The following is a 16216-nucleotide window of genomic DNA, read 5'->3' as shown; positions in this document are numbered from 1 at the left end:
CCCCTTAGTCTTATGGATCAGGCGACCAGCCGCAGGCCCGGACGGCTCTTCACCGGCACCAGTTCGACATTGCTGATTCCCCGAACCTCTGCCAGCCGCTCGGCCAGTTCGCCCGAGAGTAGGAAGGCCCGGCCAAGCTTCATCTGCGCATGGCCACCGGCCTCGAGCCTGAGGCGCACCAGCACCTCGCCATTGCCGTGGAAGGCGCAGTCCTCCTCGACATCCAGCGCGATCTTGAGTTCAAGCAGAGCCTCGAGGCTGGAAATGTCCGCCTTCAGCTGCATCGGGGTGGAGCCGACCACACCGGCCAGCGGCCGCGCGCCGCGCACGGTCAGACGGGGCGGTTCGTCAGGATTGGGCGAATCCAGTTCGACTGTCATCAACAGGCACTCGCCATCGGCGGCCCAGCGCTCGAATTGCGGCACGAGTGCCTCTTCGAAGCAGGCAGCGGAAAACTGGCCCGACGAATCCGAGAAATCCGCGCGCACGAAGGTTCCGCCCTTGCGGGTACGGGCCTTGGTAATGCCTTCGACCATGACCGCCATCACCGCCGTCCCGCGCCCGCCGGCTGGCGCCCCGTTCTCCATCAGGCTCTGGTAAGTGCGTGCGCCATTGGCCGAGGCGACGTCCCGATATTGCTGAACCGGGTGGGCGGAGAAGTAGAAGCCGAAATTCTCGCGCTCCTTGGCCATGCGATCGGTCTTGCTCCAAGGCTCGCAGGGCTGGAGGCGGAGATCCTCGCTCGGTGCCTCCTCGCCGCCGAACAGTCCGGCCTGCCCGCTGGACCGCTCGCGCATCGCCGCATCGGCGACCGCCAGCAGCAGTTCGGCATTGGCAAGCAATAGCGCCCGGTCAGGCTCGAGACCGTCGAGCGCACCGGCGCATATCAGACCTTCCAGCTGGCGGCGGTTCATGGTGCCTTGCGGCAGGCGCTCGAAGAAGTTCTTGAGGCTGTCGAAAGGGCCGTTGTCTAGGCGCTCGGCGACAATCGCTTCCATTGCCTTCTCGCCGACGTTGCGGATCCCGGCTAGCGCATAGCGCACGGCATAACCCTCGTCGGTCTGCTCGACACTGAACTCGGCCTCGCTGGCATTGATGCAGGGCGGCAGAACCCTCACCCCGCCCTGCACGCCCGGATAGCGCCGCGCATCGTCGACAAACGCCGACAGCTTGTCCGACTGGTGCATGTCGAAGCACATCGAGGCGGCGTAGAATTCTTCCGGATAATGCGCCTTCATCCAGCCGGTCTGATAGGCGAGCAGTGCATAGGCTGCGGCATGGGACTTGTTGAAGCCGTAGCCGGCGAACTTGTCGATCAAGTCGAACAGTTCATTGGCGCGCTTGGGCTCGATGTCGGAGACCGCCTTGCAGCCCTCGATGAAGCGCTGGCGCTGCGCGTCCATTTCGGCCTGGTTCTTCTTGCCCATCGCGCGGCGCAACAGGTCGGCATCGCCGAGCGAATATCCTGCCAGCACCTGGGCTGCCTGCATCACCTGTTCCTGATAGACGAATATGCCGTAGGTTTCGGCCAGGATGCCTTCGAGCTTGGGGTGCGGATATTCGATCGTGACAAGGCCCGCCTTGCGCTGGCCGAACAGCGGAATGTTGTCCATAGGGCCGGGGCGATAGAGCGAGACCAGCGCGATGATGTCGCCGAAATTGGTCGGCTTCACCGCCTTCAGCGTGCGCCGCATCCCTTCTGATTCCAGCTGGAACACGCCGACCGTATTACCCGCCTTCATCAGCTCGTAGACCGCCGGATCATCGAGCGTCAGCGCACCCAGATCAATCGCGATGCCGCGCCGGGCGAGCAGGTCAACCGCCTTGCGCAGCACCGACAGGGTCTTGAGGCCGAGGAAATCGAACTTCACCAGCCCGCTTGATTCGACATATTTCATGTCGAACTGGGTAACCGGCATATCCGAACGCGGATCGCGGTAGAGCGGGACAAGCTGCGCCAGGGGACGATCGCCGATCACCACCCCGGCCGCGTGGGTCGAGGAATTGCGCGGCAGGCCTTCAAGCTGCATGGCAAGGTCGACCAGCCGCTTTACCTCGTTGTCATTGTCGTATTCGCGCCGGAATTCGGCCACGCCGTTGAGCGCGCGCGGCAGCGGCCAGGGATCGGTCGGATGGTTGGGCACCATCTTGCACAGCCGGTCGACCTGCCCGTAGCTCATCTGCAGGATCCGGCCGCAATCGCGCAGCACCGCGCGCGCCTTCATCTTGCCGAAGGTGATGATCTGCGCGACGTGATCCGAACCGTACTTCGCCTGCACATAGCGGATCACCTCGCCCCGGCGGGTTTCGCAGAAGTCGATGTCGAAGTCGGGCATCGAGACGCGTTCGGGGTTGAGAAAGCGTTCGAACAGCAGCCCCAACCGGATCGGATCGAGATCGGTAATCGTCAGCGCCCAGGCAACCGCGGAGCCAGCCCCCGAGCCGCGTCCCGGCCCTACGGGAATACCCTGATCCTTGGCCCACTTGATGAAGTCGGCAACGATCAGGAAGTAGCCGGGAAAGCCCATCTTCACGATCACGTCGATCTCGAATTCGAGACGGTCGAAATAGACCTTGCGCTCTTCTTCGGTAAGGTCGGGATAGGCCACCAGCCGCGCCTCCAGACCGGCGCGCGAATCCTCCGCGAGCATCCGCGCCTCGCCGGCAAGGTCGCCCGCAAGGCTCGGCAGGATCGGTTTGCGATAGGGCGGCGCAAAGGCGCAGCGCTGCGCAACCACGAGCGTGTTGGCGAGGCCTTCCGGCAGATCGGCAAACAGCTCTGCCATCATCCGGTCAGACTTCACGAAGGCCTGCGGATTGGTGCGCACCCGGTCTTCGGCCTCGATCTGGGTCGAATGGGCGATGCACAGCATGGCGTCATGCGCCTTGTATTCGTGGGGCTCTGCGAAATTGGCCGGGTTGGTGGCAACCAGCGGCAGATCGCGGGCATAGGCGAGGTCTATCAGCGCCTCTTCCGCACGGGCCGCGGCCGCGTCGCCATCGCGCGCGATCTCGACATAGAGCCTGCCCGGAAACAGCGCCTCCAGCCTGTCGCACAGCCGCGCCGCAGCGTCGTGCTGGCCGTCCGCCAGGAGGCGCGTGAGACCGCCCTCGCCCGCGCCGGTCAACGCGATCAGCCCGCCGGTGCGTCCTTCAAGATCAGCCAGTGTGACATGCGGATCAAGCTCGAGCGGGCGGTCGAGATGAGCCTTGCTGACAAGATGGCAGAGGTTCCCGTAACCTTCCTTGTCCTGCGCGTAGAGCGGCAGGTAATCGATCGCGCGGACAGCCGAACCTTCCACACCCTCGCGCGCCACGCCCAGCAGTGTGCCGATAATCGGCTGAACGCCTTCCTCCTTGCAGGCCGAGGCAAAGGCCATGATCCCGTAAAGGCCGTTCCGGTCGCAGATCGCGATGGCGGGAAAGCCCCGCTCTTTCGCCAGCTTGGCGATAGCCTTGGGATCTATCGCCCCTTCGAGCATCGAATAGGACGACAGCACACGCAGAGGGACGAAGGGAGCGAAAGGCATGGCGCACAGTTTATGAATTTGCGCCGATTCCGGAAGCGCCCGGCGCGCTTACTTCTCCACAGGGCAGCCCCCGGTCAGAGCAGTTTCTCGATGTCCCTGGCAATCGCCTCGGGCTTGTCGGTCGGGGCATAGCGCTTCACCACGTTGCCCTCGCGGTCGATCAGGAACTTGGTGAAGTTCCACTTGATCGAAGTCGAGCCCATCAGCCCCTTGGCCTCCTTCTTCATCCAGTCGAACAGCGGCGAGGCGTTGTCGCCGTTGACGTCGATCTTGGCCATGAGCGGGAAGGTGACGCCGAAATTGACCTTGCAGAACTCGGCAATCTCGTCCGCGCTGCCGGGTTCCTGCGCGCCGAACTGGTTGCAGGGAAAGCCCAGCACCTCGAAGCCCTTGCCCTTGAACTGCTGGTAGAGCTTTTCCAGCCCGTCATACTGCGGGGTGAAGCCGCATTTGCTCGCGGTGTTGACCACCAGCAGCACGTTGCCGAGCTTGTCGGCAAGATCAAGGCTCTCGCCGCGGTTGGTGGTGACGGTGAAATCGGCAATGGTGGTCATGGATGCTCCCGCAGGTTGGGTCGGTTCAGGCCTCGCCTTTTGCGGGAAAATCGGGACGTGAGGCAAGCACCATTGCTTCATCGGCCGCATGCAGCGATGCACGGTCGTCCCATGCAATCGCCCCGGTATCACCGGTATCGCCCTTGAAGGTGCTGGGATGGTCGGCCATTCTCTCCTCCTCCTTATATCGACCCTTTCGATATAGGGATGCGAGCGTCCGGCTAGGTCAGCACGCCGTCCTTGAGCCGCACCACCCGGTCCATGCGCGCGGCGAGACGTTCATTATGCGTCGCCACCAGCGCCGCGCTGCCCTCGCCGCGCACCAGCGCGAGAAACTGGGCGAGCACGGCATTGGAAGTGTGTTCGTCGAGATTGCCGGTCGGCTCGTCGGCCAGCACCAGCGTCGGCCGGTTGGCGAGTGCGCGGGCGACCGCGACGCGCTGCTGCTCGCCGCCCGACAACTGGCTCGGACGATGGGTCAGCCGCTCGCCCAGCCCGAGGCTGGTGAGCAGGCTGTCCGCGCGCGCCTCGCATTCGGCGCGCGGGGTGCCGAGGATCATCTGCGGCATCACCACATTCTCGCGTGCGTCGAAATCGGGTAGCAGGTGGTGGAACTGGTAGACGAAGCCGAGATGTTCGCGCCTGAGCTGCGTGCGCGCGTCGGCGGGCAGGCTCTCGGCCTGCTGCCCGGCGATGGCGATATGCCCCTCGAACCCGCCTTCGAGCAGGCCGACCGCCTGCAGCAGCGTCGACTTGCCCGAACCCGACGGGCCGAGCAGCGCCACGATCTCGCCCGGCATGATATCGAGATTGACGCCGCGCAGCACGTCGATGCGCGTGTCCCCCTGCTGGAATGAGCGCTTCAGCCCCTTGAGGCTGACGATCGGGGTCGCGTCACTCATAGCGCAGCACCTGCACCGGATCGGTATTGGCCGCCTTGAAGGCAGGGTAGAGCGTGGCGAGGAAACTCATCGTCAGCGCCAGCAAAACGATGCCGAGAATCTCCCACGGATCGGTGCGCGAAGGCAGGGTCGAGAGGAAGCGCACTTCCGGATCCCAGATTTCCTGTCCGGTGGCAAAGGCGATGAAATCGACAATCGGCTCGCGGAAATAGAGCACCACCGCGCCCAGCAGCAGGCCTGCCGCCGTGCCGATGGCACCAACGGTCGTGCCGGTGGTGACAAATATCTTGGTAAGACTGCGCCGCGTCGCACCCATGGTGCGCATGATGGCGATGTCGCGGGTCTTGGCGCGCACCAGCATCACAAGGCTCGACAGGATGTTGAAAGCGGCCACCAATACCATGAAACTCAGGGCAAAGAACATCGCCACGCGCTCCACCTGAAGCGCCTCGAACAGGGCGGAATTGATCGTCTTCCAGTCCGATATGACCGCCTGGCCGGCGAGTTGTTTCTGAACCGGAGCGAGGATCTGGCCGACCTTGTCGGGGTCGTCCACGGTCACTTCGATCATGCCGATGGAATCGCCCATCAACAGCAGGGTCTGCGCATCCTTGATCGGCAGGACGACGAATTTCTCGTCGTAATCATAAATGCCCACTTCGAAGATCGCCCCGACTTCGTAGCCGATCTGGCGGATCGAGGTGCCGAACGGGGTTGTGCGGCCCTGCGGATTGATGATGGTGATGGTATCGCCCACCCGCGCGCCGATATTCTGTGCCAGCCGCATCCCGATAGCGACGCGGCCTGCCCCGCTCTGCGCCGAAGGCTGGTACAGGCTGCGCATATCGCCCAGCACCACCTTCTCGCCGAGCGCGGCGATGTCCGCGTCGGTCTGTCCGCGCACGAACACCGCCTCCACCCGTCCGCCGAAACTGGTCAGCAGCGGTTGTTCAATCAGCGGCGAGGCATCGGTCACCCCCGGGGTCGCCTTGACCCTGGCAAGCACATCCTCCCAGTTCTCAAGCCGCCCGCCATAGGCCTGGACGATGGCATGGCCGTTGAGACCGACGATCTTGTCGAGCAGCTCGGCGCGAAACCCGTTCATCACGCTCATGACGATCACCAGCATCGCGACCGAGAGCATCACCACGCCGACCGAGATACCGGCAACGAGCGCGATGAAAGCCTCACCCTTGCCGGGCCAGAGGTAGCGCTTGGCGATCATCCATTCGAAGGGGGAAAGCATGGCTGTGCGGGCTGACCTGTCCTGTGTGAACGAAGCCTGTAGTGGCGGCGATGGGTCGCGGCAATCCCGAGCAGGATCAATGTCCCCCGCCCAGCGCCCTGCTGCTCCATCGCGGCCTGTCACATCGCGGTCAGCAAAAAGGCGGGCATCGCAGGCGTGCTTTCCCTTGTAATTGATCCGTCACATCGCCATTGGGGGCGTGCCCACCCGGCGGCAGGATTGCGGACAGGTCTGGTGATGCCGATGACACCCCTCAATATGACCCACCCCTTCCGTGATGCGGATGGTGACAAGCTGCGAGAAGAATGCGGTATTTTCGGCGCGATCAACGCCACCGATGCTTCTGCGGCGACAGCGCTCGGCCTGCACGCGCTGCAGCACCGCGGGCAGGAAGCGGCGGGAATCGTCAGCTGGGACGGGCGCGAATTCTTCGTGCGGCGCGGACTCGGCCATGTTGCCGAGAACTTCTCCTCCTCCGAAGCCATTGCCGAACTGCCCGGCCACATGGCGGCAGGACACGTGCGCTATTCCACCACCGGCGGCTCGGGCCTGCGCAACGTCCAGCCGCTCTATGCCGAACTGGCGAGCGGCGGATTCGCGGTTGCGCATAACGGCAATATCTCCAATGCCATGACCTTGCGCGCCGATCTGGTCGCCAAGGGTTCGATCTTCCAGTCGACTTCGGACACCGAGGTGATCATCCACCTGGTCGCCACCAGCCGCTATCCCACCATTGCCGACCGGCTGGTGGATGCGCTGCGGCTGGTCGAGGGCGCCTATGCGCTGATCGTGATGACGCCCGAAGGCATGATCGCCTGCCGCGACCCGCTCGGCATTCGCCCGCTGGTGATGGGCCGGATGGGCGACGCGGTCCTGTTCGCCAGCGAAACCGTGGCCTTCGACGTGGTCGGAGCCGAGGTCATCCGCGAGGTCGAACCGGGCGAACTGGTGCTGGTCGACTTCTCAGGAGAGATCCGCTCGGTGCGACCCTTCGGCAGCCCGCCGGCCCGGCCCTGCATCTTCGAGCATGTCTATTTCAGCAGGCCCGACAGCGTGTTCGCCGGGCGCTCCGTCTACGAGGCGCGCAAGGCGATCGGCACCCAGCTGGCGATCGAATCCCCGTGCGATGCCGATCTCGTGGTGCCGGTTCCGGACAGCGGCGTGCCCGCAGCACTCGGTTTCGCCCAGCAATCGGGCATTCCCTTCGAGCTCGGCATCATCCGTTCGCACTATGTCGGGCGCACCTTCATCCAGCCCGGCGACGGTGCGCGCCATTCCTCCGTCAAGCGCAAGCACAATGCCAACCGCTCGCTGGTGGAAGGCAGGCGCATCGTGCTGATCGACGATTCGATCGTGCGCGGCACCACCTCGCTCAAGATCGTCGAGATGATGCGCGAGGCCGGCGCGGCCGAAGTCCATTTCCGCGTAGCCAGCCCGCCCACGGCGCATTCCTGTTTCTACGGCGTTGACACGCCCGAACGCTCCAAACTGCTAGCCGCGCGTATGGAGCTTGAAGCCATGCGCCAGTTCATCAAGGCTGACAGTCTTGCCTTCGTCTCGATCGACGGGCTTTACCGTGCAGTCGGGCGCGAAGGACGCAGCGCGTCCTGTCCGCAATTCTGCGACGCCTGCTTCACCGGCGATTACCCCACCTCGCTGACCGACCTCGCCGAGGCGCAGCAGAAGACCGCCGAACTTCCCTTCGCTGACCCCAAGGCCGCGTGATCCCATGACCGAAACTGCCAAACCCCTCACCGGGCGCACCGCGCTTGTCACCGGCGCGAGCCGCGGCATCGGCGCCGCCACTGCGAGGGCGCTTGCCGAAGCGGGTGCGCACGTGATTCTCGTGGCGCGCAAGGTCAAGGCACTCGAGGAAGTCGAGGACGCGATCCATGCTGCCGGCGGCACCTCGACCATCGCTCCGCTCGATCTGACCGAGCCGGATTCGGTCACGCGCCTTGCCACGGCCATCGCCGGTCGCTGGCAGACGCTCGACATCCTCGTGCTTTCAGCCGCTTATTTGCCGGAGCTCACACCGCTTTCGCAGATAGAGCCCAAACAATTCAACCAGGCGCTGCTCACCAACGTGGTCGCCACGCAGGCGTTGATCTCCGCTTTCGACCCGATGCTGCGCCGCGCCGAGGCAGGACGGATCATCGGCCTGACCAGCAGCGTCGGCGCCGCGCCGCGGCCTTATTGGGGCGCCTATGGTGCGACCAAGGCGGCGTTTGAGAACCTGCTGGAAACCTATGCCGCCGAAGTCGAGCGGCTCGGCCCCTTGCGCGTGGCGATCATCGATCCCGGCGCGACGCGCACCGAGATGCGCGCCCGCGCCTATCCGGGCGAGGATCCCGAAACGGTCAAGCCGCCCGAAGTGGTGGCGAGCCGGATCGTGGCCCTTCTCTCCGAGGGTTTCGACGCCCTCCATCGCGAGCGGATCGACTGACGTCTCCGGCGTGGTTGCGGCGTCATCGCTGCGCTTGCATGGCAACCAAATATTAACGCTTTGGGCGGCATTGTCGGCGGCAAAGCAGACTGCGCGCCGCAGCGGCGGTTGACATGAGGTTGAACGCGATGCCCACCGAGAAAGATTCCTATCGCATTGCCGCGCAGGAAGATCGCTGCGCGCCCCGCACCCGGCTGACGATACCCGCCACCTTGCGTGCGTCGGGTGGCCGGGCCTTCCAGAGCGTGGTGCACGACCTGTCGATCTCGGGCTTCTCGGCCGCGTCGATCAACCGGATGCACGAAGGCCAGCTGTGCTGGCTCACCCTTCCGGGTCTCGAATCGCTTCAGGCCGAAGTGGTGTGGTGGGACAACTGCATCGTCGGCTGCGCGTTTTCCGAGCTTTTGAGCCCGATCGTCCACGACAACATCCTGCAGCGTTACAGCAATGTCGGGGTCTATCGCCAGGTGATCTGATCCGGCCGCCGCACCTCTGATGTTCCACGTGGAACACCCCCGCGAGCAGGCTGCTGAAGGCAGGCAAGACGGACCAGAAGACGGCTGACGGGGGTCTAGACCCGGTCAAACGCCTGCCAAAGAGCCGGTATCATTCGATGCTGGCTGCAATCTTTCCGGTCATCTGGAGGAACCGCGCGCGCTCCGGCCCTCCGCTCGCGCGTGACCAGTTGCCGACATAGGCGAACACCAGGCCCTTGTCCGGCACCAGCGTAATCCCCTGCCCGAAGATCCCCTGCGCGCCATAGGCGCCCGCGGGATAGGTCCACCACTGGTAGCCATATCCGAAGCCCGGCATGTCGGGTGCGAAATCGACCTGAGCGGCCCCTGCCTCGTTGAACCAGCCTTCGGGGACCACGCCCTTGCCCCCTTCGAGCGCGAAAAGGCCCATGCGCGCATAATCGGCAAGGGTGATCGACAGGCAGCACCCGCCGATATTGCCGCCGCGCGGATCGACCATCCAGAACAGCCCGCCTGCGAACCCGGCCGGCTCGACGATCCGGCTCTGCGCATATTCGGCCAGCGGCAAGCCGACCGCGTTTTCCACCAGCAGGCCGATGAGATTGGTCTCGCCGGTCTTGTAGACCCACTTCGCTCCCGGCGCCGCTTCACGCGGAAGCGCCTTCATCTGGGCAACGATGGCATCGGGGCCGTATTCGACCACGAAGCGGTTCATCTGCGCAACATCGCTGTTCGGGTCAGTGTAATCCTCGTTCCACTTCACGCCGCTGGTCATGGTGGCAAGCTGACGCACCGTGACGCCTTCATAGGCTGAACCCGCAAGGTCGGGGATATACTTCGTCACCGGATCATCGAGGCTGGCGATATAGCCATCCTTGACCGCCGCGCCGAGCAGCGTGGAGGTGAAGCTCTTGGCGACCGAAAAACTGGTCCAGCGATCGTCCGGCCCCAGGCCCAGACCATACCCCTCGTAGCGCACCTTGCCGTCTTGCAGGACCATCACCCCGGCGGTGCCTGTCTCGGCAATCAGTGCGCCGAGTTCGGCCTGAAGCTCCTCGGAAAGCGGTTTGCCGTCGATCAGCGAGCGGACATTTGTGGCACCGGGGACCTCGTGACCGGCAAACCACTGCTCCATCGCGCGAAAGCGCTCGCTGCGCTGGGCATCGTTCCAGAACAACACCTGCAATTCGGACTGGTCGCGCTGCGGCGGTTGCACCAGTGTGGGCCGGACCAGCTGCGGCGGTGCCGAAGCGACGTTTTGGGCCGGGGCATAGGAACCGGCACAAGCCCCCAGCATCACCGCCAGCACCGCGCCCGAAACCGCGCTCTTGAACCTGCCCATCATCTTGCCCTCTCGTCCGTTGTTCCGGACGCAGGCATAGGCGGGCAGGCGTATCGGCGGCAAGCCCCCTAGCCTTCCTTCATCGCCTTCAATGCGGCAAGCGCGCGCTCGCGCGCGGCCTTGTGGGGGACGATCTTGCGCGGATAGCCCGCAGGCCGCCGCCCGAATTCCTCCGGGTCGTGGACATAGGGCTCCTCCAGCCCTTTCAGTTCCGGCACATGGTCACGGATATAGCGCGCCGCGTCGAACTTCTCCGACTGGCTCAATGGCGCCATGATCCGGCTGAACATGTTGCTGTCCACCCCCGTCCCCGCGGTCCACTGCCAGTTGGTGGCATTGGAGGCATAGTCGGCATCGCACAGCGTATCCCAGAACCACTTCTCGCCCTCGCGCCAGTCGATCAGCAGGTGCTTGATGAGGAAGCTGGCGGTGATCATCCGCACGCGGTTGTGCATCCAACCGGTCTGCCACAGCTGGCGCATCCCGGCATCGACGATCGGGTATCCGGTGCGGCCCTGCTGCCACGCCTTGAGATCGCGCGCGGCGGCTTCGTCGGTCGCGGGATCGCGCCAGCCGAAGCGGTCGAAATCCTCGCGGTAGTTCTTGGTGGCGTAGGCCGGAAATTGCAGGATCGCGTTCTGCGAATAGTCGCGCCAGATCAGCTCGCCCTCGAAGGTGCGCCAGCCGTCCGAACGCTTGTGCTTGAATTTATGCCAGATCTGTACGGGCGAGATTTCCCCGAAATGGAGGTGCGGCGACAGGCGCGAGACCTTGTCGACGCTGGGGAAATTGCGCTTGTCGTCATAGTCGTCGAGATCCGCTTCCCATGCAGCGAGGCGTTTGTGTGCGGCGTCTTCGCCCACCTGCCAGAAGGCACGCATCCCGCCCGCCCAGTCGGGCTTTGTGGGAAGCAGGTTCCATGCGGCAAGATCGTCGCTGGCGGGCCAGCTACCGGGCGAGGACAGCGTCTCGGGCGCGGGGAGTTCGTCGCGCGGCGGAAAGGCCTCGCGCACGGCGCGGGAGAACGGCGTGTAGATCTTGTATTGCCCGCCGGTGCCGGTGGTGATCGAACCGGGCGGCATCAGGTAGTTGCCGTCGTAAAGTTGCAGGTCGAGCCTGTCGGCGAGCTTGCCTTGCGCCTTCCTCCACCACGGCTCGTAATGGCGATTGGCGTGGATCGTTGTCGCACCCGTTTCCTCAGCGACCTTGGACAGTTCTTCCACCGCATCGCCCCGGCGCAGGATCAGCCGGGCGTGGCGCTTGGCGAGGCTGTTCGCGAGGCTTTCGAGCGAATGGTGCAGCCACCAGCGCGACGCCCCGCCATAGGCGTGATGCTTGGCGCAATCATCGTCGAGCACGTAGACACACACCACCGGCCCCGCCTTGGCGGCGTGATAGAGCGCGGGATTGTCGGCAAGGCGCAGATCGCGGCGGAGCCATACGATTTGGGTTTTACTCATGCAGCCTCAAGCGCCTTACCCGGCGGAGAGTTCCACGCATTCGACATCCGGCAGCGCGACCGAGAACCGGTCCCGCGCGCGCGGGTCGTAGAAGCGGGCGTCGTAGAGGATCACCGAGCCGTCAGCCGCGCGGCTCGCAAAGGGCGCGCGCGACCAGAACAGGAAGGCATCGAGCTGGCTATTGGTGCGGCGGGCCTCGGTCAAATCAGGCAGGCGACATTGCCTCTGATCGGAATTGGCATAGCCATAGCCGAAATCGCTGCCCTTCCAGTCGCTCGAAATCCAGCGTCCGTCCTCCAGTTGCGCGATCTGTTCGCGACGCCAGAATGTGAGCGGCAGGGGAGCGGCAATATAGGCTCTCGGATAGGGTTCGGTCATCGTTCCGCGGGTCGCGTTATCCAGCCAGGTGATAGCCCCGTTCACTCCGATATAGGCCAGCATCACGGCAATCGCACCGCGCGCAATCGGACGCTGATCGCCGCCGAGCTTTTCCCGCCACCATGACCACCCGACGCTGCCGATCAGCAGCGCCCACAGCCAGGGGTCGATGATGAACAGCGTATCGCCATAGAACCATTGCGAGGAGAACGGCTCCAGCAGCCGGATGCCGTAGACGTTGAGCCAGTCGAGCGCCGGGTGGCTGAGACACCCGATGAAGGCTAGTCCATAGAGCCACCCAAACCGCACCGGCAGCCGCGCCTCGGGCCGCGTTCCGCGCCGGGTCTGCCAGCGGTCGAAGGCCCACAAGATCCCCGCCAAGATCAGAGGCAGCAGCACCAGCGCGGGCGGGCCGTGGGTGATGCCTCTGCGGAAGGCCAAGTGCTCGGTGCCCTCCAGCCAGAAAAAACACGCCGCGTCGACGTCAGGCAGGTTCGCGCCGATGATGAGTGCGGGCATGGCGAGGCCGGTGGTGCGCTTCAGCCCCGCCTGCCCCAGCACCGCGCCGACAAAGCTATGTGTCAGATTATCCATATCTTACCCGCCTAGCCGTGCGGCACAGCGCATGGAACCGCAAATGCGCTTGGAAAAGTCCCGCTGCCTCGCCTATCGCAGCGCCCAAAGACCACCGGAGAGACGCAGAATGACCGACACCCCCTACATCCGCCCCGACATGAAGGCCTTCCTCGACATGATGGCGCAGGTGAACGGGCCCAAGCTGGTCGACATGACGCTGGAGGAAGCGCGCGCGTCCTATCAGGCGATGCACAATCTCGCCGATCGTCCTGCGCGCGATCTGGCGGTGATCCGCGACCTTTCGTGCCCCGGCCCCAATGGCGACATTCCCCTGCGCCTCTACGACGCGCGCGAAAGCCGTGATGAGGCCGCGCCAGTGATCGTCTTCTACCACGGCGGCGGCTTCGTGATCGGGGATCTCGACACGCACCACGCGCTCTGCACCGAAATCGCCGCGCTGATGGACCTGCCGCTGGTCGCGGTCCACTATGCCCGCGCGCCCGAAGCGCCCTTCCCCGCCGCGATCCTCGATTGCGAGGCGGCGACGCGCTGGGTCGCATCCAGCCCCGCAGAACTCGGCCGCACCGCAAGCGGCATCATCACCATCGGCGATTCTGCGGGCGGCAATGCGACCGTGGTCGTCGGCCAGCTTCTGGGCGCAAACCCCGCTGCCGTGCCGGTGGTGCTGCAAGTGCCGATCTTCCCGCTGGTGGCGGACGCCAACGGCTCGGACAGCATGGCAGCCTTCTCCGAGGGTTTCCTGCTCACCGCCGACACCATGGGCTTCTTCGATGCGGCCTATAATGCCGACCGCGCCGACCCGCGCGGCTTCCCGATCCTTGGCGATCACAGCGATGCCCCGCCGACCATCGTCGCCACCGCCAGCCTCGATCCGATCCGCGATTCGGGCCGCGCCTATGCCCGCGCGCTGGTCGATGCCGGGCGCGATGTGGTGTTCCTCGAAATGCGCGGGGTGACGCATAGCTTCACCAACCTGCGCGCAGCCGTGCCGAGCACGCAGAAGGATCTCGAACGCGTGATCGCGGCGATGAAGTTCATGCTGGGCAGCCCGGCATGAACCCCGAAGGCCTCCCCTACCGCCCCTGTGCGGGCTTCATGCTGGTGAACCATGCTGGCCTCGTCTTTGTGGGCCAGCGGATCGACCCGTCCGCCCACGGCTTCTGGCAGATGCCCCAGGGCGGGATCGACAAGGGCGAGGACGTGCGCGAAGCGGCCTTGCGCGAGCTTCACGAGGAAGTGGGCGTCGCAGCGCACATGGTCGACGTGATCGCACAGTCCGCCCGGCCCTATCTCTACGACCTGCCGCCCGAATTGCTGGGGCGCGTGTGGAAGGGCAAGTATCGCGGGCAGGAACAGCACTGGTTCCTTGGCCGGTTCCTCGGGAGCGATGCCGATATCGACCTCGAAGCCCACGATCCGCCCGAATTCAACGCCTGGCGCTGGGTCGCGCCCGAGGCGCTGCCCGATCTGATCGTGCCCTTCAAACGGGCGGTTTACGAGGGACTGGTGGCGGAGTTCCGCGCGCTGATCTGAAGGATCAGTTGCTCGAGGCGGCAGCCTGGCCGGTCTCGGCGGCGAAGCGGGTCTGCCCGCCCCGCGCGATCGAGGTTTCCAGCGCGAGGGTTTCGGGGCAGGTCTCGCCGCACAGGCTTTGCAGGCGGGCAAGATTGCGCTTGGCCTTTTCCACCGCGCCCTTTTCCACCAGCGCCGCGCCTTCGCCCGAAATCGCGGCGAAGTTGCCCGGTTCGCGCTCCAGCGCCTCACGGTAATAGCGGATCGCCTTGCCTTGAAGCCCCGCCTGGCGTGCGGCCTCGGCTAGGTCGATATAGATCGGGGTGTGGCCCGGATCGACCGCAAGTGCGGCCTCGAAGGCATCGACCGCGGCCTGGGTTTCACCGGCATCGAGCGCTGCCTGACCCTGGGCGATCAGCGCCGAGGCGCGCGGATCGGTCGTTTCGCTGCGGCCGGCGCTGGTAATGCTCGCGGTCATCGCAAAGCATAGCGAAAGGGCGGCGGCAGCAGGCGCGAAACGCATCAGAAGCTCCTTCAGTGCAAGAGACCGGGAACCGGAAGTCTGGGCCATAAGTGGCCACACTATCATGGTGAACGCAAGCCCGCGACGAAAAAACCGTCCGTACCGTCATGAAACGGGTCAAGCCTCCAGCCTGCACCGCGCGCGCGCCCGAGCGGGAGGGCCAGCGCTTCGGCGCGCCAACCGGGGTGGCGGGCGAGGAAGGCGGGGATCCGGTCTGCCCCTTCAGCATCGAGCAGCGAGCACGTGACGAAGCTGACCGAGCCGCCCGGCCGCACCAGCTGCGCGGCAAGATCGAGCACATGGTCCTGAAGTTGGTTAAGGCGGGCGAGTTCCGTAGGGTCGAGTCGCCAGCGCCCTTCGGGGCTGCGCCGCCACGTCCCGCTGCCCGAGCACGGCGCATCGACCAGCACGTGATCGGCCTTGCCCGCAAAGCCGCCCAACGCTCTCATCTCGCGGCCCGGATCAAGCAGTACCGTATGATCCACCGCTGCTCCTGCCCTCGCAGCGCGGGGAGCAAGATTGCCGAGGCGGCGCTTGTCGGTGTCGGCAGCGATGATGCACGCCGCATTGTTCAAGCGTGCCGCAAGCGCCAGCGTCTTGCCGCCCCCGCCCGCGCACAGGTCGATGATGGTATCGCCCTGCCCCACCGGCAGCGCCTCGACGATCAGCTGGCTGCCAAGGTCCTGCACCTCGATCAGGCCTTCGCGGTAGGCCTCCCATGCTTCGACCTGGGTGCCCGAGGGGAAGCGCAACCCCTGAGGCGCGGCGAGCGGTTCGCCCGCTTCGGGCAGGACGAGGGCGGCGCGGTCGGCCTTGAGCGCGTTGACCCGCACATCGAGCGGCGCGCGCTCCATCAGCGCGGCAATCTCGCGCCCGCCAAGACCGGAAGCGCGCAAGGTGGCGGCAAGCCATTTGGGAGCAAGACCGGTCTTCGCCACAGGCTCGCCCTCGGCGCGCGGCGCGGGGCCGTGGGCGGATCCGTCAAACAGCACAGCTACCGCCTCGTCCTGCCCCGCCACTGCCAGCATCGCCGCCCGCCCGCTTTGGGGCACCGGCCCGCACAGCCGGATCGCGCGGTAGACCAGATCGCGCAGAGCGCGCCGGTCCTTGGATCCGGCATAGCGGCGGGCGCGGAAGTAGTCGGCAATGATGCGGTCGGCAGGTGCGCCTTTGCCGCGCGCAGACGCAATGATGGTATCGAGCAGCTCGATCGCCGCCTGGACTCTAGCGGCGGGTGTCATGTCGAGACC

Annotated in this window: 15 protein-coding genes; 5 read left to right on the top strand and 10 right to left on the bottom strand. The window is 65.2% G+C overall.

Features of this window, described 5'->3' with window-relative positions; all coding sequences use genetic code 11:
- Positions 1–17: 17 nt before the first annotated feature.
- From dnaE to I603_RS02845, 5 genes are all read right to left on the bottom strand, one after another.
- Positions 18–3530, bottom strand: a complete 3513-nt coding sequence (dnaE, locus tag I603_RS02860; protein WP_068862272.1) for a DNA polymerase III subunit alpha — start codon at positions 3528–3530, stop codon at positions 18–20.
- 74 nt (positions 3531–3604) lie between these two features.
- A complete protein-coding gene (locus tag I603_RS02855) occupies positions 3605–4084 on the bottom strand; it encodes a glutathione peroxidase (protein ID WP_068862271.1) in 480 nt (159 codons plus the stop codon).
- A 25-nt stretch (positions 4085–4109) separates the two neighbouring features.
- On the bottom strand, positions 4110–4253 hold the full coding sequence (locus I603_RS14665) for a hypothetical protein (protein WP_169711377.1): 144 nt from the start codon (positions 4251–4253) through the stop codon (positions 4110–4112).
- Positions 4254–4305: 52 nt separating this feature from the next.
- Positions 4306–4986, bottom strand: a complete 681-nt coding sequence (locus I603_RS02850; protein ID WP_068862270.1) for an ABC transporter ATP-binding protein — start codon at positions 4984–4986, stop codon at positions 4306–4308.
- Positions 4979–6232 (bottom strand): lipoprotein-releasing ABC transporter permease subunit, encoded by a 1254-nt coding sequence (locus tag I603_RS02845; protein WP_068862269.1) that lies wholly within the window; start codon positions 6230–6232, stop codon positions 4979–4981. The genes I603_RS02850 and I603_RS02845 overlap by 8 nt, the downstream gene beginning before the upstream one ends.
- A gap of 237 nt (positions 6233–6469) precedes the next feature.
- Between I603_RS02845 and purF the strand changes: the two genes are divergently transcribed.
- From purF to I603_RS02830, 3 genes are all read left to right on the top strand, one after another.
- Positions 6470–7957 (top strand): amidophosphoribosyltransferase, encoded by a 1488-nt coding sequence (gene purF, locus I603_RS02840; RefSeq protein WP_086621840.1) that lies wholly within the window; start codon positions 6470–6472, stop codon positions 7955–7957.
- A gap of 4 nt (positions 7958–7961) precedes the next feature.
- Positions 7962–8678 carry an SDR family NAD(P)-dependent oxidoreductase gene (locus tag I603_RS02835; protein ID WP_068862268.1) on the top strand — a complete coding sequence of 239 codons (717 nt, stop codon included), beginning with the start codon at positions 7962–7964 and terminating at the stop codon, positions 8676–8678.
- 128 nt (positions 8679–8806) lie between these two features.
- Entirely contained in the window at positions 8807–9154 is a 348-nt protein-coding gene (locus I603_RS02830; protein ID WP_068862527.1) for a PilZ domain-containing protein, read from the top strand.
- A gap of 130 nt (positions 9155–9284) precedes the next feature.
- Here I603_RS02830 and I603_RS02825 read toward each other — a convergent pair whose 3' ends face one another.
- From I603_RS02825 to I603_RS02815, 3 genes are all read right to left on the bottom strand, one after another.
- Entirely contained in the window at positions 9285–10499 is a 1215-nt protein-coding gene (locus I603_RS02825) for a serine hydrolase domain-containing protein (protein WP_232305225.1), read from the bottom strand.
- 65 nt (positions 10500–10564) lie between these two features.
- Positions 10565–11956, bottom strand: a complete 1392-nt coding sequence (locus I603_RS02820) for a cryptochrome/photolyase family protein (protein WP_068862267.1) — start codon at positions 11954–11956, stop codon at positions 10565–10567.
- Positions 11957–11971: 15 nt separating this feature from the next.
- Positions 11972–12928, bottom strand: coding sequence for a metal-dependent hydrolase (locus I603_RS02815; protein WP_068862266.1), 957 nt, complete (start codon positions 12926–12928; stop codon positions 11972–11974).
- A 109-nt stretch (positions 12929–13037) separates the two neighbouring features.
- On the opposite strand from I603_RS02815, the gene I603_RS02810 reads away from it, so the two are divergent.
- Complete coding sequence (locus I603_RS02810; protein ID WP_068862265.1) at positions 13038–13988, top strand: alpha/beta hydrolase; 951 nt, start codon at positions 13038–13040, stop codon at positions 13986–13988.
- Entirely contained in the window at positions 13985–14464 is a 480-nt protein-coding gene (locus tag I603_RS02805) for an RNA pyrophosphohydrolase (protein ID WP_068862264.1), read from the top strand. The genes I603_RS02810 and I603_RS02805 overlap by 4 nt, the downstream gene beginning before the upstream one ends.
- Before the next feature lie 4 nt (positions 14465–14468).
- Here I603_RS02805 and I603_RS02800 read toward each other — a convergent pair whose 3' ends face one another.
- Together I603_RS02800 and I603_RS02795 are read right to left on the bottom strand one after the other, a co-directional pair.
- Positions 14469–14966 (bottom strand): tetratricopeptide repeat protein, encoded by a 498-nt coding sequence (locus I603_RS02800; protein WP_068862525.1) that lies wholly within the window; start codon positions 14964–14966, stop codon positions 14469–14471.
- A gap of 62 nt (positions 14967–15028) precedes the next feature.
- Positions 15029–16207 (bottom strand): RsmB/NOP family class I SAM-dependent RNA methyltransferase, encoded by a 1179-nt coding sequence (locus I603_RS02795; protein WP_068862263.1) that lies wholly within the window; start codon positions 16205–16207, stop codon positions 15029–15031.
- Positions 16208–16216 lie beyond the last annotated feature (9 nt).

This window comes from Erythrobacter dokdonensis DSW-74 (assembly GCF_001677335.1).
Classification (GTDB): Bacteria; Pseudomonadota; Alphaproteobacteria; order Sphingomonadales; family Sphingomonadaceae; genus Erythrobacter; species Erythrobacter dokdonensis.
Note: the sequence above shows the minus strand (reverse complement) of the source record. Positions and strands in the feature narration are given on the sequence as shown.